Here is a 23,476-nt window from a genome sequence, read left to right as displayed (position 1 = left end):
GACGGCGTAGGAGAGAAGCGATACCTGTGAGCGCAGCGACAACGCGAAGCCGCACCCCCGACCGCTTGTGCGCCGAGGCCGTCGACCTCGCCCGCGCCGCCGCCGAGGAGGCCGCCGCGCCCGGTGTGGTGGGCGAGCACTCGGGCCTGGTCTCCGAGGGTGATCGTGTCGTCACGCACTTCTTCGAGTGCAAGGAGCTCGGCTACCGGGGCTGGCGCTGGGCCGTCACGGTGGCGCGCGCCTCCCGCGCGAAGCTCGTGACGCTCGACGAGGTCGTGCTGCTGCCCGGCCCCGACGCGCTGCTCGCGCCGGAGTGGGTGCCGTGGAGCGAACGCCTGCGCCCCGGCGACATGGGCCCCGGCGATCTGCTCCCCACCGACGCCGAGGATCTCCGCCTGGAGCCCGGCTACACCGGCGAGGACGAGCCGCTGCCGAGCGCGCCGGTCTCCGAGGAGATGGCCGAGCTGGTCGAGGCGGAGGACGCGGAGCTCACGGCGGGCACCCCCTCGAACCTCCCGATGGCCCCGACCCGCGGCTCGATCGCCGCGGTCGCCGAGGAACTCGGCATGCGCCGCGCCCGGGTCCTGTCCCGCTACGGCCTCCATGTCGCCGCCGACCGCTGGGAGGAGTCCTTCGGCTCCAAGACGCCGATGGCCCAGGCGGCCCCGGCGCCCTGCGCCAGCTGCGGCTTCCTGGTCCCGCTGGGCGGTTCCCTGGGCCAGGCTTTCGGACTGTGCGCCAACGAGTTCGCCCCGGCGGACGGCCGAGTGGTCTCCCTGTCCTACGGCTGCGGAGGCCACTCGGAAGCAGCGGTCATGCCGAAGCCCCCGCAGCCGGCCGCGCCGGTGATCGACGAGACCCGAGTGGACCCGTTCCCGCTGCGCCCGGCACCGGACTCGGGGTCGGTGCCGGTGCTGGCGGACGAGGACGCGGCGGAGCTGGGGCACTCGTAGGACGGGCGCCGGTCCACCCACCCCGTGTGCGGTCACGTGCTGCCCCACGGGTGACCCGCGCGTCGAAGAGCAGCGCCCGTCCCCCGGACGCCCATGGGGCTACATCCACACCGACGGGCGGCGGGGCACACACCCCGCCGCCCGTCGGCGTCCGCGAGCGGTCCCCGAGTCACGGCCCCCGCCCATCGCGGTACCTTCATCGTCACGCCGACGAGGAGAGTGTGAACGTGAGCAAGTTCGTGCGGCCCGCCGCCGAGGGTGCCGACCCGTTCGGGACCGCCCGGCTCAGGCGAGGGGTGCTGGACGCCTGGGCCACCAGCCCCGCCCGGTTCCGGGAGGACGCCAACGCCGAGGAAGACCTCGTCCTCGGCGGGTACCGGGACCGACTCGTCGTCGAACTCGCGCAGAACGCGGCCGACGCGGCGGCCAGGGCGGGCGTACCGGGACGGCTCCGGCTCACCCTCCGCGAGGGCGTCCTGTTCGCCGCCAACACCGGCGCTTCGCTGGACGCGGCCGGGGTCGAGTCCCTCTCCACCCTGCGTGCCTCCGCCAAGCGCGACAACCAGGACGGCTCGATCGGCCGCTTCGGCGTCGGCTTCGCCGCCGTGCTCGCCGTCACCGACGAGCCCGCCGTCGTCGGCCGGCACGGCGGGGTCCGCTGGTCCCTCGCCGAGGCCCGCGAGCACGCCGCCGACACCGCACGGCACAGTCCCGGGCTCGGCGACGAGATCCGCCGCCGCGACGGCCATGTCCCACTGCTGCGACTCCCGTTCGCCGCCGAGGGCACCGCGCCCGACCCCTACGACACCGTCGTCATCCTCCCGCTGCGCGACACCGCCGCCGCCGACCTCGCCGAGCGCCTCCTGAACGCCGTCGACGACGCTCTCCTCCTCGCCCTCCCCGGGCTCGAGGAGGTCGTGATCGAGACGGACAAGACCCGCACGATCAGCCGCCGCACCGAGGGCGACCTCATCGTCGTGGAGGACTCGCGAGACGGTACGACCCGGTGGCGTACGGCGTCCGCGCACGGGCCGCTCACCCCCGAACTCCTCGCCGGCCGGCCCGTCGAGGAGCGGCTGCGGCCGCACTGGTCGCTCACCTGGGCCGTGCCCGCCGACACCGACGGCACCCCGGCCCACCCCCGCACCAGCCCCGTCGTGCACGCCCCGACGCCCAGCGACGAGCCGCTCGGCGTCCCCGCCCTGCTCATCGCGTCCTTCCCGCTGGACACCGCCCGCCGGCACGCGGCCCCCGGACCGCTCACCGACTTCCTCGTGCAGCGCGCGGCGGACGTGTACGCCGAACTCCTCGCCGGCTGGCGGCCGGTGAGCGAAGGGATCATCGGGCTGGTGCCCGGCCCGCTGGGGAAGGGTGAGCTGGACGGGGCGCTGCGGCAGGCGATTCTCGACCGCCTCCCGCGCACTGCGTTTCTCCCGCCCGCCCTCCCGGCGTTTCCCCCGCCCGCACTTGAGCCCGGTGACGACTCGGAGCTGCCGGAGGTCCTGCGCCCCCGTGAGGCCGAGGTCGTCGAGGGCGCCGGCGCCGACACCGTGCGGGTGCTCGCCGAAGTCCTGCCCACCCTGCTGCCCGCCGGTCTCGAACGGCGGGTGGAACTGCGGACGCTGGGCGTCGCCCGCATCCCGCTGACCGACGCCGTCGACCGGCTCGTCGGGCTCGAGAAGGAGCCGGAGTGGTGGCAGCGGCTCTACGACAGCCTCGCGGGCGTCGACCCCGACCGGCTCTCCGGCCTTCCCGTGCCGCTCGCCGACGGACGGACGACCATCGGGCCCCGGCAGGTGCTGCTGCCCACCTCGGACGGGTCCCTGATCGACCCCGAGATCCTCGCCCGGCTCGGCCTCAAGGTCGCCCACCCGGCCGCCGCCCACCCGCTCCTCGAGAAGCTCGGCGCGCTGCCCGCGACATCGCGCGCGGTGCTCACCACGCCCCAGGTACGGGCCGCCGTGGCCGCCTCCCTGGACGACGACGGCGGGATGAGCTGGGAGGAGGACACCCCGGACGCCGAGGAGCTGGCCGACACCGTCCTCGCGCTCGTCCGGGACGCGGGACTCGAGCCCGGCGACGAGCCGTGGCTGGGCGCGCTCGCCCTGCCGGACGAGGAGGGTGAACTGGTCCCCGCCGGTGAACTCGTGCTGCCCGGCAGCCCGTTCGCCCAGATCATGCGTGAGGACGAACTCGCCCACGTGGACCCCGAACTGGCCGGGAAGTGGGGCGAACAGCCCCTCGCGGCCTGCGGAGTGCTCGCCAACTTCGCCCTGGTCCGGGCCACGGACGTGGTGCTGGACCCGGACGAACTGGAGCCCCGCGAGGGCGACTTCGCGGAACCGGACGACGCCGGTCTCCTCGACGCCGTGGACGTGTGGTGCGAGGACATCCTCGACCGCTTCCCGGACACGCCGGTACCGCCGGTCGCCACCGAACTGGTCGCCGTACGCGACCTCGACCTGGTCGACCAGGACAAGTGGCCCGAGGCGCTGGCCCTGCTGGCCCGGCCGCCCCTCCGGGACGCGATCACCCAGCAGGTCCGCATCCTCCTGCCGGACGGTACACATGAAGTCGTACGGCCGTACACGGCCTGGTGGTTGCGCGGGAACCCGGTGCTCGACGGCCGCCGCCCGGCCGGTCTGCTGGCGGCCGGGGGAGACCCCCTCCTCCGCGGCCTGTACGACGAGGCGGACGCGACCGGGTTCGACGACGAGCAGGTGCTGCGGGCGCTGGGCGTGCGGACGTCGGTGGCCGCGCTGCTGGAGGAGCCGGGCGGAGCGGCGGAGCTGCTGGACCGTCTCGCCGACCCCGACCGATCGGTGACCGGCTCCCAACTGCACGCCCTCTACAGTGCGTTGGCCGACCTGGACCCCGAACAGGTCACCCTGCCCGACGAGCTGCGGGCGGTGACCGACGGCCGGGTCGAGGTCGTGGACGCGGCCGACGCGGTGGTCGTCGACTCACCGGACCTGCTCCCCTTCACGCAGGGCGTCCCCCTGCTGCCGGTCCGCCCGTCCCGGTCCGCCGAGCTGGCCGAACTCTTCCAGGTCCGCCGCCTCAGCGAGTCCGTCACCGGTTCCATCGACTCCGAGGGCACCGAGCACGACGTGCCGGAGCCGGTGCGGCTGCTGCTGGGCGCCCGTACCCCGTCCACCTACGTCGAGCACGACGAACTCGTCGTCGACGGTGTGGAGATCGACTGGCGTCTGACGAACGACGGCGTCCTGCACGCCTCCACCCTGGAGGGCGTGGCCGCGGGCCTGGCCTGGGCGGCAGGCCAGTGGCCACGGCGCTTCGAGGTGGCAGCACTCCTGGAGGACCCGACCCGCACGGAGGAACTGGCGAGGGACCGCTGGTTCGACTGAGCGGCTCAGCCGGAGCTGGGGTCCAGGAAGTAGTCGTACGTCTCCAGATCGAGCGTGATTCCGGTCAACTGCCGGACACGCTCGGCGTGCTCCTGCGTCAGGGGCACATCGCCGACGAGCTCGGCCGGCGGAATGCCCACGAGGTCCGCGAGGACGTCCAGGCCGACCGCGGTGACATCGACGGACGAGTCGAGGAACTCGTCGTCCTTCGGGTAACGGGAGATGGCGAGTCTGTCGATCACAGGGAAGGGTCCTCCTCCGGCTCCAAGAAGTATTCGTACCTCTCCAGGTCGAGCGTGATTCCGGTCAACTGCCGGACACGCTCGGCGTGTTCCTGCGTCAGGGGATACACGTTGGCCAGTTGCTCCAGCGGGGTTGTCAGGAGTTCCGCCCAGGCTTGCCCACCGACCGCGGTGACGTCGGTGGTTGAGTCCGGATAGTCGTCATCCTTCGGATAACGGACGATGCTGTAGATGATGCTCACACAAAACTCTTACCAGTCGTGCAACCTTTCGCCCCACTGGTTTATCTGACCAGTGGGTCACACAGACCCACTCGTCTCACGTGGGGAACACATGCGTATACGTGCCACCGTGGCCGCCGTCTCCGGCGCCCTGGCCCTTTCCGCCCTCGCCGTTCCAGCCTCGCAGGCCGCCGACGGAGGCATCGACAAGACCACCGCCGCCGAGCGCTTCGGTGTCTCCCGGTCGGCGATGAGCACGGCTGCAGCCGCGGAAGAGCTGCCGGTCGTCTCCAAGGTGACGATCAACGGTGCCAAGGGCGTCGTCGTCGGTACGACGGCCGCCAAGAAGTTCAACGTCTCCCTGACGGCCAGCCACTCCGCCGGCATCCAGGACGCCTACATCGACCTGTGGCACGGCAAGGACCTGGACCACGTCGACGGCTACCTCCCGCCGAACGAGAGTGCCGCCAGCTGCACCGCGGTCAACGCCACCACCTCGAACTGCAAGCTCACCATCACGGCCATCCCGGGCAGCGACCTTTACATGAACGCGCTGGCCGGTACCTGGCACGTCACGGCCGGTGTTCTGGCCAACGACGAGGCCGGCAGCGTCTACTGGAACGACTTCTACAGCACCCACCGGGTCCAGCGCCTGTCGAAGCTCACCGTCAACGCGGCGCCGGAGCCGGTGAAGAAGGGCAAGACCATCACCGTCACCGGCAAGCTGACGCGGGCCAACTGGGAGACCCGTAAGTACGCCGGTTACACGTCCCAGCCGGTGAAGCTGCAGTTCCGCAAGAAGGACAGCAACACCTACACCACCGTGAAGACCATCAAAACCAACAACCGGGGTGACCTGAAGACCACGGTCAAGGCCACGGTCGACGGCTTCTTCCGCTGGAGCTTCGCGGGCACCTCCACCACCCCCGCGGTCAACGCCGCGGGTGACTTCGTTGACGTCAAGTAGGTCAGCTTGAAGTAAAGCGTTGCGCATGTGCGGACAAAATCACGCCCCACGCGTACAACCGGTCGCGTGAGTGACGGATCTAAGGACTGAGTCATCAGACTCCGAGATCCTTCTCTCCTCATGGGGAACGCACATGCGCATACGCGCCCTCGTCCTCGTCGCCTCCGGCGCCGTGGCACTCTCCGCCCTCGCCGTGCCGGCCGCGCAGGCCGCCACGGCCGGGCCCGCCGTCACCTTCTCCAGCCTGAAGGTCAACAGCGGCAAGAACATCGTGGTCGGCTCGACGGCCACGGTCACGGTCTCGGCGACCTACACCGTGACCAAGCCCGCGAACCTGGACGCGAGTTCCATCCAGACCGGCCCCGCCCTCTACCGCGGCGCCACGCTCGGCGAGAACTCCGACGACATGCTCCTCGGTGACGACCCCGGCACCTGCACGGCATCCTCCTCGACGGTGCTGAAGTGCACGGCGAAGATCCAGTTCCGCCCCAAGGGCTCCGACGAGGACGGCGACCTCTTCAGCACTGAGGCGGGCACCTGGAAGCTGGGCGCCCTCGCGGTCAACGCCGACGAAGGCCTGACCTGGCAGGGCGACCTCGGCACCACCCACCTCCAGCGCCGGTCCACCCTCACCGTCAACGCCTCCCCCGAGCCGGTGAAGAAGGGCAAGACGATCACCGTCACGGGCAAGCTCGCCCGCGCCAACTGGGACACCAACACCTATGCGGGCTACTCGACCCAGCCGGTGAAGCTCCAGTTCCGCAAGAAGGGCAGCAGCACCTACACGACGCTCAAGACCATCAAGACGACGTCCACGGGTGCCCTGAAGACGACGACCACGGCGACGGCTGACGGCTACTACCGCTACAGCTTCGCGGGCACGACGACGACGCCGGGCGTGAGCGCGGCGGGCGACTACGTCGACGTCCAGTAGGTCCAGTAGGTCCAGTCACTGTCGCCGCAGCGCTAAGCGGCTACGCGGCGGTCCACCCACCTCCACAGCACCTCCAGGGTGGCCGCCGCCACCACCGAGATGCCGACCGCGATCCACGGCATCGTCACCCCCACCAGCTTCAGCGCGAAGAAGTCCTGGAGCCACGGCACCATCAGGACCAGGACGAACCCGAGGCCCATCGCCGCGACCAGCGCGAGACGCCACCAGGTGTACGGGCGGGCGATGATCGCCAGCACCCACATCGAGATCAGGAACAGGGTCAGGGTCGCCGCGCTCGTCTCCGCGTCCAACGCGCCGGTGCCCGTGTAATGGTGCCTGGCGATCAGATACGTCACGAAGGTCGCGATCGCCGCCACCACCCCGCCCGGGACCGAGTACCGCATCACCCGCCGCACGAAGTGCGGTCGCGCGCGTTCCTTGTTGGGCGCGAGGGCCAGGAAGAAGGCCGGGATGCCGATCGTCAGCGTCGACAGCAGGGTCAGGTGCCTTGGCAGGAAGGGGTATTCGACCTGCCAGCACACCACGAAGATCGCCAGCAGCACCGAGTACACGGTCTTCACCAGAAACAGCGTCGCGACCCGGGTGATGTTGCCGATGACCCGTCGCCCCTCGGCGACGACGGACGGCAGCGTCGCGAAACTGTTGTCGAGCAGCACGATCTGCGCGACCGCCCGTGTGGCCTCCGACCCGGAGCCCATCGCCACCCCGATGTCCGCGTCCTTGAGGGCGAGCACGTCGTTGACCCCGTCACCGGTCATCGCGACCGTGTGTCCGCGCGACTGCAGCGCCCCCACCATGTCCCGCTTCTGCTGCGGGGTGACCCGACCGAACACCGTGCCCTCGTCGAGCTCCTTCGCCATCCCGTCCTGGTCGGCGGGCAGCCGACGTGCGTCGACCACGCTGCCGCTCAGCCCGAGCTTGGCCGCCACCGCCCCGACCGACACCGCGTTGTCGCCGGAGATGACCTTGGCCCGGACGTCCTGGTCGGCGAAGTACCGCAAGGTGTCGGCCGCGTCGGGCCGCAGCCGCTGTTCCAGTACGACGAGAGCGGTCGGCCGCGCTCCCCGGGCGACCTCGGGATCGTCGAGGTCCCGGGAGGCCCGGGCCAGCAGCAGCACGCGCAGTCCCTGCTCGTTGAGCCGCCCGGTGTCGGCGAGGGCGGGGTCGCCGGGCGCCAGGAGCACGTCCGGCGCTCCCAGCAGCCACGTACTGGACTCGCCGTCGCCCTCGCTGAAGGAGGCCCCGCTGTACTTGCGGGCGGAGGAGAAGGGGAGCGACTCGGTGCAGCGCCACTCCTCGGCATCCGGGTAGGCGTCGATGATCGCCTGGAGGGAGGCGTTCGGCCGCGGGTCCGACTCACCGAGGGCGCCCAGGACCTTTCGTACGTACGACTCGTCGGCGCCCTGCAGCGGCCTGAGCTCGGTGATGTCCATGCCGCCCTCGGTGAGGGTGCCGGTCTTGTCGAGGCAGACCGTGTCGACGCGGGCGAGGCCCTCGATGGCCGGAAGTTCCTGGACGAGCGCCTGTTTCCGGCCAAGCCGGATGACGCCGATGGCGAAGGCGACGGAGGTCAGCAGGACCAGCCCCTCCGGGACCATCGGCACGATCCCGCCGACCGTCCGGGCGATGGAGTCCTTGAGGTCGTTGTCCTTGACGAACAGCTGGCTGATGACCAGGCCGATCGCGGTCGGGACCATCATCCACGTCACGTACTTGAGGATCGTGGAGATGCCCGAGCGCAGTTCGGAGTGGACCAGGGTGAACCGGGAGGCCTCCTCGGCGAGCTGGGCGGCGTAGGCCTCGCGGCCGACCTTGGTCGCCTCGAAGGCGCCGCCGCCGGCGACCACGAAACTCCCGGACATCACCTGGTCGCCGGGCCGCTTCACCACCGGGTCGGCCTCGCCGGTCAGCAGTGACTCGTCGATCTCCAGGCCGTCGGCCTCGACGACCACCCCGTCGACCACGGCCTTGTCGCCGGGCCCGATCTCGATGAGGTCGTCGAGGACGATCTCCGAGGTGCTGACCTGGGACGCGGTCCCGTCCCGCCGTACGGTCGGCCGGGCCTCGCCGATCACCGCGAGCGAGTCGAGGGTCTTCTTCGCCCGCCACTCCTGGATGATGCCGATCCCGGTGTTGGCGAGGATGACGTACCCGAACAGGCTGTCCTGGAAGGGTGCGACGAACAGCATGACCAGCCAGAGCACACCGATGATCGCGTTGAACCGGGTGAAGACGTTCGCCCGGACGATCTCCCCCATGCTCCGGCTGCTGCGCACCGGCACGTCGTTGACCTGCCCCCGCGTGACCCGCTCGGCGACCTCGGCCGCGGTGAGTCCACCCGCCGCTGGTGCCCGGAGCCTCGTGGGGTGCACAGGGTCGAGTTCGGCGCCCGCGTCGGTGTGCGTCATGCATTCGACGGTACGTGCGGTTTTGCGGCTTCACCCGCCGAGTGACCGGAAGTTCCGACCTGGGGAGGAGACGGGAACGGGCGAGTGATGCCGTGGGACTAGGGGACGCTCGTCACTCGGCAGCAGGGGGGGCGGCGGGGTCGGTGCCGGCCGCCCTCTTGATCGCCGCGTCCCGCTTCCGCACGTACCAGGTGCCGTACAGCCCGAGAACGCCCCCGGCCAGGCAGGTCCACAGCCACCAGGTGTGGTCGTGGTCCGCGAACCAGCCGTAGAAGGGAAGCTGCACGAGGAAGAGCACGAACCAGAGGATCGTGCCACCGGTGACGGTGGCGACGACGGGCCCTTCGAGGGGCTCAGGCGCCTCGTGCTTGATGGGTCCCGAAAAAAAACCGGCCATGGGGACAGCTTACGAGGCGATCACATCTACGCGCGGAGATGGTCATGGTCGAGGCTATACGTTCATACTGAAACAGTTTACGTCTGTCCACTTCTGCTCGTAGGAACATCCAATGCCGACCGCCCTCGACCGCTACTTCAAGATCTCCGAGAGGGGCAGCAGTCTGCCCCGCGAGATCCGGGGCGGCTTCGCCACGTTCTTCGCGATGGCCTACATCATCGTGCTGAACCCGATCATCCTCGGCAGCGCCAAGGACATGTACGGCCACCAGCTGGACAACGGCCAACTGGTCACCGCGACCGCCCTGACCGCGGCCTTCACCACGCTCCTCATGGGCGTGGTCGGCAACGTCCCGATCGCGCTGGCCGCGGGCCTCGGTGTGAACTCGGTCGTCGCGCTCCAGCTCGCGCCCCGGATGTCCTGGCCGGACGCGATGGGCATGGTGGTCCTGGCGGGCTTCATCGTGATGCTGCTGGTCGCCACCGGTCTGCGCGAGCGCGTGATGAACGCGGTGCCCTTCGGGCTGCGCAAATCGATCTCCATCGGTATCGGCCTGTTCATCATGCTGATCGGGCTCGTGGACTCCGGCTTCGTCTCCCGCATCCCGGACGTCGCCCAGACCACCGTCCCGCTGCAGCTCGGCGCCGACGGCCATCTCAACGGCTGGCCGGTCCTGGTGTTCATCCTGGGCGCCCTGCTGACCCTCGCGCTCATCGTCCGCAAGGTCTCCGGCGCGATCCTGATCTCGATCGTCACGATGACCGTCGTGGCGATGATCATCGAGGCGGTCGCCAAGGTCCCGTCCTGGGGGCTCACGGCCCCGAAGTGGCCCGGCAACCCGGTCGCCACCCCCGACTTCGGTCTGATCGGCAAGGTCAGCCTCTTCGGCGGCTTCGACAAGGTCGGCGTGCTGACCGGCATCCTCTTCGTCTTCACGGTCCTGCTGTCGTGCTTCTTCGACGCGATGGGCACGATCATGGGCGTCTCCGACGAGGCCAAGCTCACCGACGCCCAGGGGCAGATGCCCGGCATCAACAAGGTGCTCTTCGTGGACGGTCTCGCGGTGGCCGCGGGCGGCGCGAGCTCGTCGTCGGCGACGACGGCCTTTGTGGAGTCGACGGCGGGAGTCGGCGAGGGTGCGCGCACCGGTTTCGCCAACATCGTCACCGGCGGTCTCTTCACCCTTGCGCTGTTCCTCACGCCGGTCGCGACGATGGTCCCGTCCCAGGCGGCGACCCCGGCCCTGCTCGCGGTCGGCTTCCTGATTCTGGCGGGGAACGTCAAGGACATCGACTGGGCCGACCACACCATCGCGATCCCGGCCTTCATCACCATGGTGATGATGCCGTTCACCTACTCGATCACCAACGGCATCGGCATGGGCTTCATCACCTTCGTGGTGCTGCGGCTGGCGGCCGGACGGGGCCGGGAGGTTCCGGTGCCGATGTACGTCGTCGCGGCGGTGTTCGGCTTCTACTACCTGATGCCGGCACTGGGCCTGACGTGACCCGCTCTCACGTGACCCCGTAGAACTTCTCGGTCTCGTCGACGGCGGTCTGGAACCGCTCGTCGAAGTCGTCCCGGATGAGCGTTCGGACCACATAGTCCTGGACGCTCATCCCCCTTTTGGCCGCATGGTCGCGGAGCCGCTCGAGCAGCTCCCCGTCTATCCGCAGGCTGAGCACGCTGGTCCCCATGAGGACGAGGGTCGCCGCCCACGCCGAGCGGCGTTCACATTCCGCCGTCGACTCACTCGTATGGGTGAAGATCGGGTTTCAGTGGCCGGGGTCACGGGAATCCCCGTGCGCGCGAGCTTGTTTAGCGAGAGTAATGAGTTACGCTAAAGAGATGCCGGACCTTACCCATGGCGACGATGTTGCCGCCGTGAACTCCCTGCGATCAGCCGTGATGCGACTGTCCCGTCGGCTCAAGCACCAGCGGGTCGACGAGTCGCTCAGCCCCACCGAGATGTCGGTGCTGGGCACTCTCTCCCTCTGCGGCAAGGCCACCCCGGGCGAGCTCGCCCGCAAGGAGCACGTCCAGCCGCCGTCGATGACCCGCATCGTGGCGCTGCTGGAGGCCAAGGGACTCGTCCGGCTGGAGCCGCACCCCGAGGACCGGCGCCAGAAGGTCGTCACGAAGACCGAGCAGGCCGAGGCCATGCTCGCGGAGAGCCGCGCCAAGCGGAACGCCTTCCTGGCCACCCTGGTCGACGGCCTCGACGAGGACGAGTGGGCGAAACTGCGCGCCGCCGCCCCCGTGCTGGAGAAACTCGCACACCTGTAAGCCACAAAGAGGAGGCGAACGCACTTTGAGTACGGGACCCGGAGCACACTCCGCCCCCGCACCGACCACCCACGACCCCTGCAAGTCCTCGATGTTCAGCTCGCTGAAGGTCAGGAACTACCGCCTGTTCTTCGTCGGCCAGGTCGTCTCCAACATCGGCACCTGGATGCAGCGCATCGCCCAGGACTGGCTGGTGCTCAGCCTCACCGGCTCCGCCACCGCCGTCGGCGTGACGACGGCCCTGCAGTTCCTGCCGATGCTGCTCTTCGGCCTCTACGGCGGTGTCCTCGTCGACCGGCTGCCCAAGCGCCGCGCGCTGCTGTTCACGCAGTCCGCGATGGGCGCCACCGGTGTCGCGCTCGCCGCCCTCACCCTGACCGGCCACGTCCAGGTCTGGCACGTCTACCTCGCCGCCGTCGTCGTGGGTCTCGCGACCGTCGTCGACAACCCGGCCCGCCAGTCCTTCGTCTCCGAGATGGTCGGCCCGGACCAGCTGCAGAACGCGGTCAGCCTGAACTCCGCGAACTTCCAGTCGGCCCGTCTGGTCGGCCCCGCGGTCGCGGGTGTCATGATCACCGGCGTGGGCACCGGCTGGGCGTTCCTCGCCAACGGCCTGTCCTTCGTCGCCCCGCTCATCGGCCTGATGATGATGCGGGCGCGTGAGCTGTACGTCGTCGAGCGCGCCCCGCGCGCCAAGGGGCAGCTGCGGGAGGGCCTGCACTACGTGGCCGGACGCCCCGAGCTGATCTGGACCATCGTCCTGGCCGGGTTCGTCTCCACCTTCGGCTTCAACTTCCCCGTCTTCCTGTCCGCCTTCGCCGACGACGTCTTCCACGCGGGCGCCGGCGCCTACAGCCTCTTCAACACGCTGATGGCCGTCGGCTCCCTGGCCGGCGCCCTGCTCGCGGCCCGGCGCGGCACCGCCCGGATGCGGGTCCTGCTGGCGGGCGCGGTGGCCTTCGGCACGCTGGAGATCGTGGCCGCGATCGCCCCCTCGCTGTGGCTGTTCGCCCTGCTCATGGTCCCGATCGGGATGTTCGGCATGACGGTCAACGTCACCGCCAACAGCAGCATCCAGATGAGCACCGACCCGGCCATGCGGGGCCGCGTGATGGCCCTGTACATGATGGTGTTCATGGGCGGAGCTCCGGTGGGCGCGCCGATCGCCGGCTGGGTCACCGACGCGTACGGCGTCCGCGCCGGCCTCGCGTCGGGCGGCGCGATCGCCGCGGCGGCGGCCGTCACGATCGGCCTGGTCCTGGCCAGGGTCGGCAACCTGCGCCTGTCGGTGGGCTGGAACCACGGTCACCCGCACGTCCGGTTCGTGCCGCGCGAGGCGCAGGAGCAACTGGCCGCGGCGGCCTGAGCGCTACGGCCGTACGCGCAAGGCCAGTACCTGGCCCGGCCAGTCGTTGTTCGCCCCGGCGGTGTAAGTCTCCGTCGGGGCGAAGCCGTTGGCCTCGTAGTAGGCGACCAGCTTGCGGTCGTCGCCCGCGTAGCAGTCCACCCGCAACAGGGCGACGCCCGCGCGCCGGGTCTCCTCGGCGGCGTGCGCAAGGAGGGCGCTGCCCACGCCATGGCCCTTGAAGCGGCGGTCCGAGGCGAGCCAGTGGATGTACCGCTCGGGCTCGCCGGGCGGCGGGAGATGGGCCAGATACGCGCCGGGCGAGTCGGTGATCGTGAGGGTCGCGGCCGGGACGCCGTCGGCCTCGGCGATGAACACGCTGCCCTCGTCGATGTACCGGGCGACCGACTCCACGGTCCTGGGGCTCCCGGACAGCGGCTCGGTCCCCCACTGGCCGGGGCGTCCCTGCGCGACCAGCCACTCCACGCAGCTGTCGAGCATGCCGAGGATCACGGGTATGTCGTCGGGTCCGCCGTCCCTGATGCTGATCTCCATGCCCTCATGGTGACAGGCTGATTCCCATGAGACTCTTCGCCGCGGTGCTGCCTCCGCAGGACGTGTCCGACGAACTCGCGCTGAAAGTCGCCGAGTTGAGGCGACTTCCCGGAGCGTCCGAGCTGCGCTGGACCGGCGCCCCCGGGTGGCACTTCACCCTTGCCTTCTACGGCGAGGTCGACGAGGCCGTCGTACCCGAACTGTCCGTGCGGCTGGAGCGGGCGGCTCGGCGGACCCCGTGTTTCCCGCTGGCCCTGCGCGGCGGCGGGCAGTTCGGGCACGGGCGGGCGTTGTGGGCGGGGGCCTCCGGCGATCTGCCGGTGCTGCGGCTGCTGGCGGAGCGGGCGGAGGCGGCGGCGCGGAAGGCGGGGGTCGAGACGGGGGAGCACCGCCGGTACAAGGCTCACCTGACCGTGGCTCGCAGTCGGGACGCGGTGGATGTAGGGCCGTATCTCTCGGTTCTGGACGGATTCACGAGCCGCACCTGGACCGTCGACGAGCTGGCGCTGGTGCGGAGCAACCTTCCGAAGTCCGGGGTGCCGGGGGAGCAGCCCCGCTACGAGGTGGTCGGCCGTTGGGCGCTGGGTGGGGCCGGTTAGGCTCGAGGTGTGGACCCGAAGACCCGGAACCGGATCATGGCCGGTGTACTTGTGATGATGTTCGTCGTTGTGGCATTGGCCGCTGCGCTCGGCAGGTAGGAACTGCGGCCGGTCGCGCCCGCGGGGCGGAGCCCCATGTCGACTCCGCCCCGCGCCCCTGAGGGGCGCTACCAGGCGAAGGCCTCCGGAGACGGGCCCGGGCCCGGGAAGATCTCGTCCAGGCCTGCCAGGACTTCCTCGCTCAGCTCCAGCTCGACCGCCCTGATCGCCGACTCCAGCTGCTGTGCCGTGCGCGGGCCGACGATCGGACCCGTCACGCCGGGGCGGGTCAGCAGCCACGCCAGGGCCGCCTCGCCGGGCTCCAGGCCGTGCTTCTCCAGCAGGTCCTCGTACGACTGGAGGCGCGCGCGGGCGGCCGGGTCGGCGAGGGTGTCGGCGGCGCGGCCGGAGGCGCGGCGGCCGCCCTCGGCCTCCTTCTTGATGACACCGCCGAGCAGGCCGCCGTGCAGCGGCGACCAGGGGATGACACCGAGGCCGTACTCCTGCGCGGCCGGGATGACCTCCATCTCGGCGCGACGCTCATAGAGGTTGTACAGGCACTGCTCGCTGACCAGACCGATGGTGCCGCCCCGCCGGGCCGCGATCTCGTTGGCCTGGGCGATCTTGTAGCCGGGGAAGTTGGAGGACCCGACGTACAGGATCTTGCCCTGCTGGACGAGGGTGTCGATCGCCTGCCAGATCTCCTCGAAGGGAGTGGAGCGGTCGACGTGGTGGAACTGGTAGATGTCGATGTAGTCCGTCTGGAGCCGCTTGAGCGAGGCGTCGACGGCACGGCGGATGTTCAGCGCCGACAGCTTGTCGTGGTTCGGCCAGGGCTCCCCGTCCGCGGCCATGTTGCCGTAGACCTTGGTGGCGAGGACGACCTTGTCGCGGTTGGCGGCGCTCTTCGCGAACCAGTTGCCGATGATCTCTTCGGTACGGCCCTTGTTCTCGCCCCAGCCGTACACATTGGCGGTGTCGAAGTAGTTGATTCCCGCGTCGAGAGCCGAGTCCATGATCGCGTGGGAGTCGGTCTCGTCGGTCTGCGGGCCGAAGTTCATGGTGCCGAGGACGAGTCGGCTGACCTTGAGTCCGGTGCGTCCGAGCTGCGTGTACTTCATGACACCTCAGCCAACGCCTTCGAGTGCGCTCAAGGCAAGCACATGCTTCGGGGGGATTGCTCCCCTGTGGAATCGGGGGACAGCCGGAGGGAGTTGGGGCGGTTTCGTCTCTAACGTGCAGTGCATGACACCTATGGAGGGAGCCGCGCCACCCGGCGGTCTGGGGAGTTCGACGCGGTCCGCGGTCTCGACCAGGTCCTTCGGTTCGCGTTCGGGTTGCCGGTCGGGCTGACGTTCATGGGGGCGGCGTGGAGCGAGCCGGTGGGGAGGGGGAGGTCAGGAACGGCGGCCCGCCTGGACCTCGCGGTGGATCGCCCACGCGTCCGCCACCGGGCCCACGTGGCCGAGTTTGTCGGGGTTGATCACCGCGCGGATCGTCTGGATGCGGCCGTCGAGGATGTCCAGGGCCAGGGTGTGGAGGACCTTGCCGTCGCGGTCGTAGAAGATCGCGCCCGGCTGGCCGTTGAGCTCGTGCGGCTCGAAGGTCACCTCGATCCGGGCCATCCGGGGGAAGACCGAGCCCAGCAGCCGGGCCACGTTCTGCGCGCCCGCGACGGCCCTCGCCAGCTGCGGGGCCCTGCCGCCGCCGTCGCCGACCATCGACACGTCGGCGGCGAGCAGTCCCCGCAGGCCATCCACGTCGCCTTCGCGGAGGGCGTCGAAGAAGCGTGACGCCAGTTCCTCGCGCTCTTCCCGGTCCGCCTCGAAGCGGGGGCGGCCCGCCGCCATGTGGCGCCGGGCCCGGGACACGAGTTGCCGGCATGCCGCCTCCGAGCGGCCCACCGCCGCCGCGACCTCGGGGAAGCCGAAGTCGAAGACCTCCCGCAGTACGAAGGCCGCGCGTTCCAGCGGGCTGAGACGCTCCAGCAGCAACAGGGCCGCCATCGACACCGACTCGGCCAGTTCGGCCGCCCGTTCCGGGTCCTCGTAGGGGTCGTCGAGAAGTGGCTCGGGGAGCCATTCGCCCACGTACTCCTCCCGGCGGACACGGGCCGAGCGCAGTACGTCGATCGCGATGCGGGTCACTGTGGTCGAGAGGTAGGCCTTCACCGACCTGGGCTCGGTCGCGGTGGCCTCGTAGCGCAGCCAGGTCTCCTGGACCGCGTCCTCGGCCTCGCCGACGCTGCCGAGGATCCGGTAGGCGATCGAGAACAGCAGTGGCCGCAGCTCCTGGAACTCCTCGGTCTTGCTCATGCCGTGCCTCGGCTCCTCTCAGCCGGTGAAGGACTCGGGGCCGAAACGGCCCCACGCGATGAACGCCGCGAGTGCCAGGTAGGCCAGGTTCAGCACCACGAACGCGGACTCGCCCCGGCGGCCGTGGGTGATCATCGCGCCGACCATCAGGAGGATCCAGCAGACGGCGGTCACGGGCACCAGCACCGGTGCGATGTCGAGTGCGGCGGTCAGGACCAGGCCGGCCGCGGCCAGGAGTTCGAGGATGCCGAGGGTCTTCACGAAGGCCGTGCCGACCTCCCCGGTCCATCCTCCGCCGTGGGCCGCGGCCAGCTTCTCCCTGGGCACGAAGGTCTTGGTGACACCACCGGTCAGGGCCACCGCGGCCAGCAGTCCGGCGGCGATCCACAGCGCGAGGTTCATCGTCCACTCCTTGATCGAGGCTTGCCTGCACCTCTCGGGACGAGACAGCTGCCTCCGCTGTGACATCCCCGGTCTCAGGAGGTGTGCAGGGTCGCGAAAGCGGCTCGCGCGCGGGTGCCGTCCGGTGCGTCCCAGGCCCCGGAGACGTGGCCGTTCGCGCCCTCGGGGGCCGTGGGCCGCGGGCGTCGGTGCACGCGGAGAACCGTGCCGTCGGGGAGGGCGAGCTCGGTGCCGTCCTGGTCCTCGGTGACCTCGGCGGGGCCGCTGGCCAGGGCGGGGCCCGTGTAGGAGTGGGTGACCTCGTGGTCGGGGGTGTCGGTGAGGCTCTGGGCCTGGGCCTGGGCGCGGCCCTCGAACAGGGCGAGGAGCTCGGTGCGCAGGACCGGGTCGTGGATGCCGTCGTAGGCCCAGCGGGGGCCCAGTACGCCGTGTTCCATGGTGCCGACGAGGGCGTGGTCCGCGCCGGGGAGCGGGGCGGCGCGGTAGGTGAGGGGGGCCAGATAGGCGACGGGCTCGGGGCCGGAGGAGTCGACGGCCACCATGAACTCGATCCCGACCTCGCCCTCCGGGTCGTCCAGCCGGAAGCCGCCGGCCTTGGTCAACTCCGGTGTGCCGGTGCCGGTGTACCACGGGCGGGTGGGCAGCCAGGTGGTGAGCAGGTCCAGCTTGGTGGGCTTGAGGGTGGTGTGGTGGATGATCGCCATGCGGCGGATTCTGTCAGTCAGTCGCGGGGGAACTCATCGGTTTTGAGGGTGAGGTCCAGGGGGGTCGCGGTCATGTCGACGTCCCCGCCGTAGATGATGGACGTGTCGCTCATGTAGTCGCCGTCCTTGGGATGGGTGAACAGGCGGCACTTGCCCACGTAAGGGTCCGCGATCACGTAGACGGGGACTTCGGCGAGTGCGTACGCGGTCTTCTTGGGGCCGTAATCGTTCTGAGCGGTGTCTTTGGAGATGACCTCCGCGATGAATTCCACGTCCTGGTAACGCCAGTGGCCAGTGGAGTCCTTCTGGGCATCGTCGCGTAGCTTTGCCACGTCCGGGGCGAAGCCGTTCCGTTGGCCGGGGAAATCGATGCGGACATCCGAGAACAGCATCGCGCGCCGTCCGAAGCGATCCTCCAGCGCCCAGATGATTTTGCGAATGGTGTCCCAGTGAACGTCCCGCTGCGGCGACATGTGGATGGCCCCCTCGACGATCTCCACCTTGAATCCCTCGGGGACGGGCAGTTTCTCAAGCAGCTCGAACATTTCGTCGAGCCAGCTCGTGTCGTCGCTCTCGGCCATCGCGATCCTGTCTTCAAGGACGGTCATCGTGGCGCTCCTCCCCGGCTGCTCCATGGACAAGCACAGCCGCGCAGTACAACGATACGCACGGTGACCAGGACACGGAGGGACGACGCACATGCCAGTCGACGACGGCGCCCGGGCAGTCGCGCGCATCGTCCACCGCACCCTCTCCGACATCCCCCTCGGCATCTACCTCCACGGCTCCGCCGTCCTCGCCGGCCTTCGCCCGCACAGCGACATCGACGTGCTGGTCGTCGTACAGAGGTCGCTGACCCGTGACGAACGCCGGGCCCTGGTAAGCGAGTTGATGCGGGTGTCCGGCGTTCCAGGCGCTCGGCCCGTGGAGCTCATCGTCGTCGTACAGGACGATGTACGGCCGTGGCGGTACCCGCCCGTCTGCGACTTCCTTTACGGAGAGTGGCTGCGCGCGGAGTACGAGCGGGGCGTGCTTCCCGAGCCCGAGTCCAGTCCCGATCTCGCGCCCCTGCTCACCGTGACCCTGGCCGGGGACACGGCCCTGTACGGTCCTCCGCCCGACCGACTCCTCGACCCCGTACCCCTCGTGGACCTCAGGCGCGCGATCGTCGCCGGAGTGCCGCAGCTCCTGGGCGACCTGGACCACGACACCCGCAACGTCCTGCTCACCCTCGCCCGTGTCTGGACCACCCTCGCCACGGACACCATCCGCTCCAAGGACGCCGCGGCCGACTGGGCGATCGAGCGGCTGCCGTCCGAACACCGGGCCGTCCTTGCCCACGCCCGGGCGGTCTACCTCGGGGAAGAGGAGGAGCGGTGGGACTCCGAGCTGTGTGCCGGTGTCCGGCCCTGCGCCGGCTTCCTCGTCGACGCCATCGGGCGTCAGGCACTCACGTAGCGCTGTCCGAGGATGTCTCCGGTTTCGTGTGCAGGACCTCGCGGGCCTGGTCCGCGGCGCGGGTGATGCTTTCGGAGACGAAGTCGAGGAAACGGGCGATGTTCTCCAGGCGGATGGCGGCCGGGGTGCCCGGGCCGAGGACGCCCACGCCCTGACGGGCCGTCTCGGCGAGCTGGATGGTGCCGCGGGCGCTGGCGATCATCGACTGGTACCAGACGTCGTTGTCGGCGACATAGCGCTCACGGCGGCGGTCGTCGCGTTCCCGGCGGACCAGGCCCTGGTTATCGAGGTAGCTGATGGCCTTGGAGATGGACGCCGGGCTGACCTGAAGGCGCTGGACGAGTTCGGCGGCGGTGAGGCTGCCGGTGTCGCTGGTGTAGAGGCAGGTCAGCACCCTCGACATCATCTTGGGCGCGCCCGTCTGCATGAGGACGGTGGTGAACGTCTCCTCGTACTCGCGCACCGCCTCGGGATCGCGGCCATGGGCCGGTGCAGGGGTCTGCGCCCCTCGGGGCGTGGTCTGGCGGCGGCGGTGGGCGCGGCGTTCGGTGGCGCGGTGGGCCAGGTCGGCCCGGTAGGCGGCGGGGCCGCCGTTGCGCATGACCTCGCGGGTGATGGTCGAGGTGGGGCGCTCGAGGCGGCGGGCGATCTCCGCGTAGGCGAGGCCGTCGGCCACTCCCAGCGCGATCTGCTGACGTTCCTGCTGGGTGAGCCTGCCTCCCGGCATCGCGGTCTCCTTCGTGGTCCCTGGTGTCCGCAGCATAGCGTTCACTTTCACTCTATTGCAACGATCGAGTGTCTGACGTTGCGTTGCCTTTAGAACCGTTGCAATGAAATTACTCCAACTACCTGCGGAGATGGCAGTAGTTCGCAACGAGTCTGTTGCCGGATCCGTGAATGCAACGTAGCTTTTCGTTCATCGGAAACAGCGACGAACACAGGAGCACCTGATGCAGAAGTTCGACACCACCGCCCCCGTCACCACCGTCATCGACCTCCCCGCCGGCCGCGTCCAGATCATCGCCGCCGACCGCACCGACACCACCGTCGAGATCCGGCCCGCCGCCCCCGCCAAGAGCCGCGACACCCGGGCCGCCGAGCAGATCGAGGTCACCCACGGCGACGACGGTGTTCTGCGGATCGCCGCCCCGGCCCCGAAGAATCAGTACTTCGGGCCCTCCGGCTCCGTCGAGATCACCGTCCAGCTCCCGGCCGGCTCCCACGTCGAGGCCAAGTCCGGCGCCGCCGAGTTCCGCGCCGTCGGACGCCTCGGCGGCGTCGTCTTCCAGGGCGCCCACGGCCCGGTCAAGATCGACGAGGCCGCGAGCATCCGCCTCACCGCCGCCGACAGCGACATCACCGTCGGCCGCCTCACCGGACCCGCCGAGATCAGCACCCAGAAGGGCGACATCACCATCGCCGAGGCCCTCACCGGCTCGGTCGTGCTGAGCACGCAGACGGGCGACATCACCGTCGGCACCTCCGCCTCCGCCTCCCTGGACGCCGGCACCTCCTACGGCCGCGTCCACAACACCCTCAAGAACACCGAAGGAGCCCATGCCGGCCTGGCCATCCGCGCCACCACCGCGCACGGCGACATCACCGCCCGCAGCCTCTGACCCGCAGCCCTCACAAGGAGCACCCACCATGACCGACCTGGCCATCGCGGCGAACGGCCTGCGCAAGTCCTACGGGGACAAGACCGTCCTCGACGGCATCGACATCCAGGTGCCCGCCGGCACGATCTTCTCCCTCCTCGGCCCGAACGGCGCCGGCAAGACCACCGCCGTCAAGATCCTCTCCACACTCATATCCGCCGACCCGGGCACCGGGGGCATCCACATCGGCGGCCACGACCTGGCCGCCGACCCGCAGGGTGTGCGTGCCGCGATCGGGGTCACCGGGCAGTTCTCCGCCGTGGACGGGCTGATCACCGGTGAGGAGAACATGCTCCTGATGGCGGACCTGCACCACCTGCCCAAGGCCGAGGGGCGGCGGGTCGCCGCCGAACTGCTGGAGCGCTTCGACCTCACCGAGGCCGCGAAGAAGCCCGCCTCCACCTACTCCGGCGGCATGAAACGCCGTCTCGACATCGCCATGACCCTGGTCGGCGACCCGCGGATCATCTTCCTCGACGAACCGACCACCGGCCTCGACCCCCGCTCCCGGCACACCATGTGGCAGATCATCAGGGAGCTGGTCTCCGACGGCGTCACCGTCTTCCTCACCACGCAGTACCTGGAGGAGGCCGACGAACTCGCCGACCGCATCGCCGTCCTCCACGACGGCAGGATCGCCGCCGAGGGCAGCGCCGAGCAGCTCAAGCGCCTGATTCCCGGCGGTCACGTCCGGCTCCGCTTCACCGACCCGGACGCCTACCGGAGCGCCGCCTCCGCACTGCGCGAGGCCACCCGGGACGACGAATCCCTCGCCCTGCAACTCCCCAGCGGCGGCAGCCAGTCCGAGCTGCGCGCGATCCTCGACCGGCTCGACGCGGCCGGCATCGAGGCCGACGAGCTGACCGTGCACACCCCCGACCTCGACGACGTCTTCTTCGCCCTGACCGGCGGCGCCGACGTCACCGACCAGCCCAAGGAGACCGTCCGATGAGCAACCTCTCCCTCGCCGTACGCGACTCGTCCACGATGCTGCGCCGCAACCTCCTGCACGCCCGGCGCTACCCCTCGCTCACCCTGAACCTGCTGCTCACGCCGATCATGCTGTTGCTGCTCTTCGTCTACATCTTCGGCGACACCATGAGCGCGGGCATCGGCGGCGGCGACCGCTCCGACTACATCGCGTATCTCGTACCGGGCCTGCTGCTGATGACCATCGGCTCCACCACGATCGGCACCGCGGTCTCCGTCTCCAACGACATGACCGAGGGCATCATCGCCCGCTTCCGGACCATGGCGATCCACCGCGGTTCGGTGCTCGTCGGACACGTCGTCGGCAGTGTGCTGCAGTCGGTCGTCAGCGTGGTCCTGGTCGGCGCGGTCGGCGTGGCCATCGGCTTCCGCTCCACCGACGCCACCGTCCTGGAGTGGCTCGCGGCCTTCGGACTGCTCGTGCTCTTCGCCACGGCGCTCACCTGGATCGCCGTCGGCATGGGCCTGATCAGCCCCAACGCCGAGGCCGCCAGCAACAACGCCATGCCGCTGATCTTCCTGCCGCTCATCTCCAGCACGTTCGTGCCGGTCGACGCGATGCCGGGCTGGTTCCAGCCGATCGCCGAGTACCAGCCCTTCACCCCGGCCATCGAGACCCTGCGCGGACTGCTCCTGGGCACCGAGATCGGCCACAACGGCTGGATCGCCGTCGCCTGGTGCCTCGGCCTCGCGGTGCTCGGCTACCGCTGGTCGACCGCGAAGTTCAACGCCGACCCGAAGTAACCGCCATGACAGCGCGGGCCGGCTCCCGCACCCCGTCCCACCCCAGGGCGGCGTACACCGACACCTCGTCGGAGTGCGCCGCCCCGTTCGTGTGCGCCTCGAAGTGCCGGATCAGCAGGACTCGTACGGCCCGCCCAGGTCCCACGCCTGGTACATGGCCTCCGCGAAGGCCGCCGCGATCTTGTGCTCGCCGCTCGCGTTCGGGTGGGTACCGTCGTAGGTGTCGTGGTTGATGTCGTACGACGCCGGGGGCGAGACCGACAGCAGGGGGGAACGGGGCTCGTCCAGGTCCGCGATCGCCTTGGCGAGGAGCTCGTTGAAGCGGGTGACCTCCGTCGCGAAGGGCGTGTCCGACTCCGCCCGGACATTGGGGATCACCGGGAGGACGGCCATCCGGATCCGGGGGTCGGCCAGGCGGGCCTCGGCGACGAAGGCACGGACGTTCTCCGCCGTCTGTTCCGCGTTGGTGTAGAAGCCCAGGTCGATCAGGCCCAGCGACACCAGCAGCACGTTCGCGCGGTGCGCCCGTACCGCGTCGCCGATCAGCGGGGCCATGTGCAGCCAGCCCTCGCCCCAGCCGGCCAGGTGGGCCCGGGGGAAGTCGGGATCGGCGTACTCGTACGACGTCGGCGCGTCCGCCCCCTTGTCGTACAGCGTCTCGCGCGGGCCCACGAGGGCGAAGGGGCCGCCGCAGGTGTCACGCAGGTGCTGCCACATCCGGTAACGCCAGGTGTGCTCGCCCGCGCTTCCGATCGTCATCGAATCGCCGACCGGCATGAATCTGAGCATCCGCTCATGATGGATCATCGGCGGGGGCGGCGGCATGTGAGTCCGGCCACGCCTCCGGTTGTGCCCTCCCGGCCACGCCCC

25 protein-coding genes are annotated in these 23,476 nt (G+C 70.0%); 12 read left to right on the top strand and 13 right to left on the bottom strand.

What is annotated here, in order from left to right; all coding sequences use genetic code 11:
- Positions 1-26: 26 nt before the first annotated feature.
- Both RNB18_RS33490 and RNB18_RS33485 read left to right on the top strand, forming a co-directional pair.
- Positions 27-953 (top strand): DUF3027 domain-containing protein, encoded by a 927-nt coding sequence (locus RNB18_RS33490; protein ID WP_311717857.1) that lies wholly within the window; start codon positions 27-29, stop codon positions 951-953.
- A 227-nt stretch (positions 954-1,180) separates the two neighbouring features.
- Positions 1,181-4,321: a sacsin N-terminal ATP-binding-like domain-containing protein gene (locus RNB18_RS33485; protein ID WP_311717856.1), complete on the top strand. Its 3,141-nt coding sequence runs from the start codon at positions 1,181-1,183 to the stop codon at positions 4,319-4,321.
- A gap of 5 nt (positions 4,322-4,326) precedes the next feature.
- Here the strand turns inward: RNB18_RS33485 and RNB18_RS33480 are convergent, their stop codons facing one another.
- Positions 4,327-4,563, bottom strand: a complete 237-nt coding sequence (locus tag RNB18_RS33480; protein WP_311717855.1) for a DUF7683 domain-containing protein — start codon at positions 4,561-4,563, stop codon at positions 4,327-4,329.
- Positions 4,560-4,805, bottom strand: a complete 246-nt coding sequence (locus tag RNB18_RS33475) for a DUF7683 domain-containing protein (protein ID WP_311717854.1) — start codon at positions 4,803-4,805, stop codon at positions 4,560-4,562. Before RNB18_RS33475 ends, RNB18_RS33480 begins: the two co-directional genes overlap by 4 nt.
- 91 nt (positions 4,806-4,896) lie before the next feature.
- On the opposite strand from RNB18_RS33475, the gene RNB18_RS33470 reads away from it, so the two are divergent.
- Positions 4,897-5,751, top strand: coding sequence for a calcium-binding protein (locus tag RNB18_RS33470; protein ID WP_311717853.1), 855 nt, complete (start codon positions 4,897-4,899; stop codon positions 5,749-5,751).
- 133 nt (positions 5,752-5,884) lie between these two features.
- Complete coding sequence (locus RNB18_RS33465; RefSeq protein WP_311717852.1) at positions 5,885-6,685, top strand: hypothetical protein; 801 nt, start codon at positions 5,885-5,887, stop codon at positions 6,683-6,685.
- Between the two features lie 32 nt (positions 6,686-6,717).
- Here RNB18_RS33465 and RNB18_RS33460 read toward each other — a convergent pair whose 3' ends face one another.
- Both RNB18_RS33460 and RNB18_RS33455 read right to left on the bottom strand, forming a co-directional pair.
- Positions 6,718-9,114 (bottom strand): cation-translocating P-type ATPase, encoded by a 2,397-nt coding sequence (locus tag RNB18_RS33460; RefSeq protein WP_311717851.1) that lies wholly within the window; start codon positions 9,112-9,114, stop codon positions 6,718-6,720.
- Positions 9,115-9,226: 112 nt separating this feature from the next.
- Positions 9,227-9,511, bottom strand: coding sequence for a DUF2530 domain-containing protein (locus RNB18_RS33455; RefSeq protein ID WP_311717850.1), 285 nt, complete (start codon positions 9,509-9,511; stop codon positions 9,227-9,229).
- Positions 9,512-9,623: 112 nt separating this feature from the next.
- Here RNB18_RS33455 and RNB18_RS33450 point away from each other — a divergent pair, with 112 nt between their 5' ends.
- Positions 9,624-11,018, top strand: coding sequence for an NCS2 family permease (locus RNB18_RS33450; protein ID WP_311717849.1), 1,395 nt, complete (start codon positions 9,624-9,626; stop codon positions 11,016-11,018).
- Positions 11,019-11,025: 7 nt separating this feature from the next.
- Here the strand turns inward: RNB18_RS33450 and RNB18_RS33445 are convergent, their stop codons facing one another.
- Complete coding sequence (locus RNB18_RS33445; RefSeq protein WP_185806401.1) at positions 11,026-11,208, bottom strand: ribbon-helix-helix protein, CopG family; 183 nt, start codon at positions 11,206-11,208, stop codon at positions 11,026-11,028.
- 151 nt (positions 11,209-11,359) lie between these two features.
- Here RNB18_RS33445 and RNB18_RS33440 point away from each other — a divergent pair, with 151 nt between their 5' ends.
- Positions 11,360-11,797: a MarR family winged helix-turn-helix transcriptional regulator gene (locus RNB18_RS33440; RefSeq protein WP_057608571.1), complete on the top strand. Its 438-nt coding sequence runs from the start codon at positions 11,360-11,362 to the stop codon at positions 11,795-11,797.
- A 25-nt stretch (positions 11,798-11,822) separates the two neighbouring features.
- Positions 11,823-13,163, top strand: a complete 1,341-nt coding sequence (locus RNB18_RS33435; RefSeq protein ID WP_311717848.1) for an MFS transporter — start codon at positions 11,823-11,825, stop codon at positions 13,161-13,163.
- A 3-nt stretch (positions 13,164-13,166) separates the two neighbouring features.
- On the opposite strand, the gene RNB18_RS33430 is transcribed toward RNB18_RS33435, so the two are convergent.
- Positions 13,167-13,697: a GNAT family N-acetyltransferase gene (locus tag RNB18_RS33430; RefSeq protein ID WP_311717847.1), complete on the bottom strand. Its 531-nt coding sequence runs from the start codon at positions 13,695-13,697 to the stop codon at positions 13,167-13,169.
- Positions 13,698-13,723: 26 nt separating this feature from the next.
- On the opposite strand from RNB18_RS33430, the gene thpR reads away from it, so the two are divergent.
- Positions 13,724-14,296 carry an RNA 2',3'-cyclic phosphodiesterase gene (gene thpR, locus RNB18_RS33425; protein ID WP_311717846.1) on the top strand — a complete coding sequence of 191 codons (573 nt, stop codon included), beginning with the start codon at positions 13,724-13,726 and terminating at the stop codon, positions 14,294-14,296.
- A gap of 167 nt (positions 14,297-14,463) precedes the next feature.
- Here the strand turns inward: thpR and RNB18_RS33420 are convergent, their stop codons facing one another.
- The 5 genes from RNB18_RS33420 to RNB18_RS33400 all read right to left on the bottom strand — a co-directional run bounded on the left by RNB18_RS33420 (position 14,464) and on the right by RNB18_RS33400 (position 18,364).
- A complete protein-coding gene (locus RNB18_RS33420; RefSeq protein ID WP_311717845.1) occupies positions 14,464-15,456 on the bottom strand; it encodes an aldo/keto reductase in 993 nt (330 codons plus the stop codon).
- Between the two features lie 276 nt (positions 15,457-15,732).
- Positions 15,733-16,650 (bottom strand): RNA polymerase sigma-70 factor, encoded by a 918-nt coding sequence (locus RNB18_RS33415; RefSeq protein WP_311717844.1) that lies wholly within the window; start codon positions 16,648-16,650, stop codon positions 15,733-15,735.
- A gap of 18 nt (positions 16,651-16,668) precedes the next feature.
- The gene (locus RNB18_RS33410; RefSeq protein ID WP_266517695.1) at positions 16,669-17,052 is read right to left on the bottom strand and encodes a DoxX family protein; all 384 of its coding nucleotides are present in this window, start codon (positions 17,050-17,052) and stop codon (positions 16,669-16,671) included.
- Between the two features lie 74 nt (positions 17,053-17,126).
- A complete protein-coding gene (locus tag RNB18_RS33405; protein ID WP_311717843.1) occupies positions 17,127-17,756 on the bottom strand; it encodes a maltokinase N-terminal cap-like domain-containing protein in 630 nt (209 codons plus the stop codon).
- A gap of 17 nt (positions 17,757-17,773) precedes the next feature.
- Positions 17,774-18,364: a Uma2 family endonuclease gene (locus RNB18_RS33400; protein WP_311717842.1), complete on the bottom strand. Its 591-nt coding sequence runs from the start codon at positions 18,362-18,364 to the stop codon at positions 17,774-17,776.
- Positions 18,365-18,455: 91 nt separating this feature from the next.
- On the opposite strand from RNB18_RS33400, the gene RNB18_RS33395 reads away from it, so the two are divergent.
- Positions 18,456-19,214: an aminoglycoside adenylyltransferase family protein gene (locus RNB18_RS33395; RefSeq protein WP_311717841.1), complete on the top strand. Its 759-nt coding sequence runs from the start codon at positions 18,456-18,458 to the stop codon at positions 19,212-19,214.
- Here RNB18_RS33395 and RNB18_RS33390 read toward each other — a convergent pair.
- Complete coding sequence (locus RNB18_RS33390; RefSeq protein WP_311717840.1) at positions 19,207-19,941, bottom strand: GbsR/MarR family transcriptional regulator; 735 nt, start codon at positions 19,939-19,941, stop codon at positions 19,207-19,209. The genes RNB18_RS33395 and RNB18_RS33390 overlap by 8 nt on opposite strands.
- Before the next feature lie 223 nt (positions 19,942-20,164).
- On the opposite strand from RNB18_RS33390, the gene RNB18_RS33385 reads away from it, so the two are divergent.
- From RNB18_RS33385 to RNB18_RS33375, 3 genes are read left to right on the top strand one after another with little or no spacing between them, the layout of a single operon-like run.
- Complete coding sequence (locus RNB18_RS33385; RefSeq protein WP_311717839.1) at positions 20,165-20,833, top strand: DUF4097 family beta strand repeat-containing protein; 669 nt, start codon at positions 20,165-20,167, stop codon at positions 20,831-20,833.
- A 28-nt stretch (positions 20,834-20,861) separates the two neighbouring features.
- Positions 20,862-21,824 (top strand): ATP-binding cassette domain-containing protein, encoded by a 963-nt coding sequence (locus tag RNB18_RS33380; RefSeq protein ID WP_311717838.1) that lies wholly within the window; start codon positions 20,862-20,864, stop codon positions 21,822-21,824.
- Entirely contained in the window at positions 21,821-22,606 is a 786-nt protein-coding gene (locus RNB18_RS33375; protein WP_311717837.1) for an ABC transporter permease, read from the top strand. The genes RNB18_RS33380 and RNB18_RS33375 overlap by 4 nt, the downstream gene beginning before the upstream one ends.
- A 111-nt stretch (positions 22,607-22,717) precedes the next feature.
- On the opposite strand, the gene RNB18_RS33370 is transcribed toward RNB18_RS33375, so the two are convergent.
- Positions 22,718-23,395 (bottom strand): GDSL-type esterase/lipase family protein, encoded by a 678-nt coding sequence (locus tag RNB18_RS33370; protein WP_311717836.1) that lies wholly within the window; start codon positions 23,393-23,395, stop codon positions 22,718-22,720.
- Positions 23,396-23,476 lie beyond the last annotated feature (81 nt).

Source organism: Streptomyces doebereineriae (assembly GCF_031845645.1).
GTDB lineage: Bacteria > Actinomycetota > Actinomycetes > Streptomycetales > Streptomycetaceae > Streptomyces > Streptomyces canus.
This window is presented reverse-complemented; position numbering and strand designations above follow the sequence as displayed.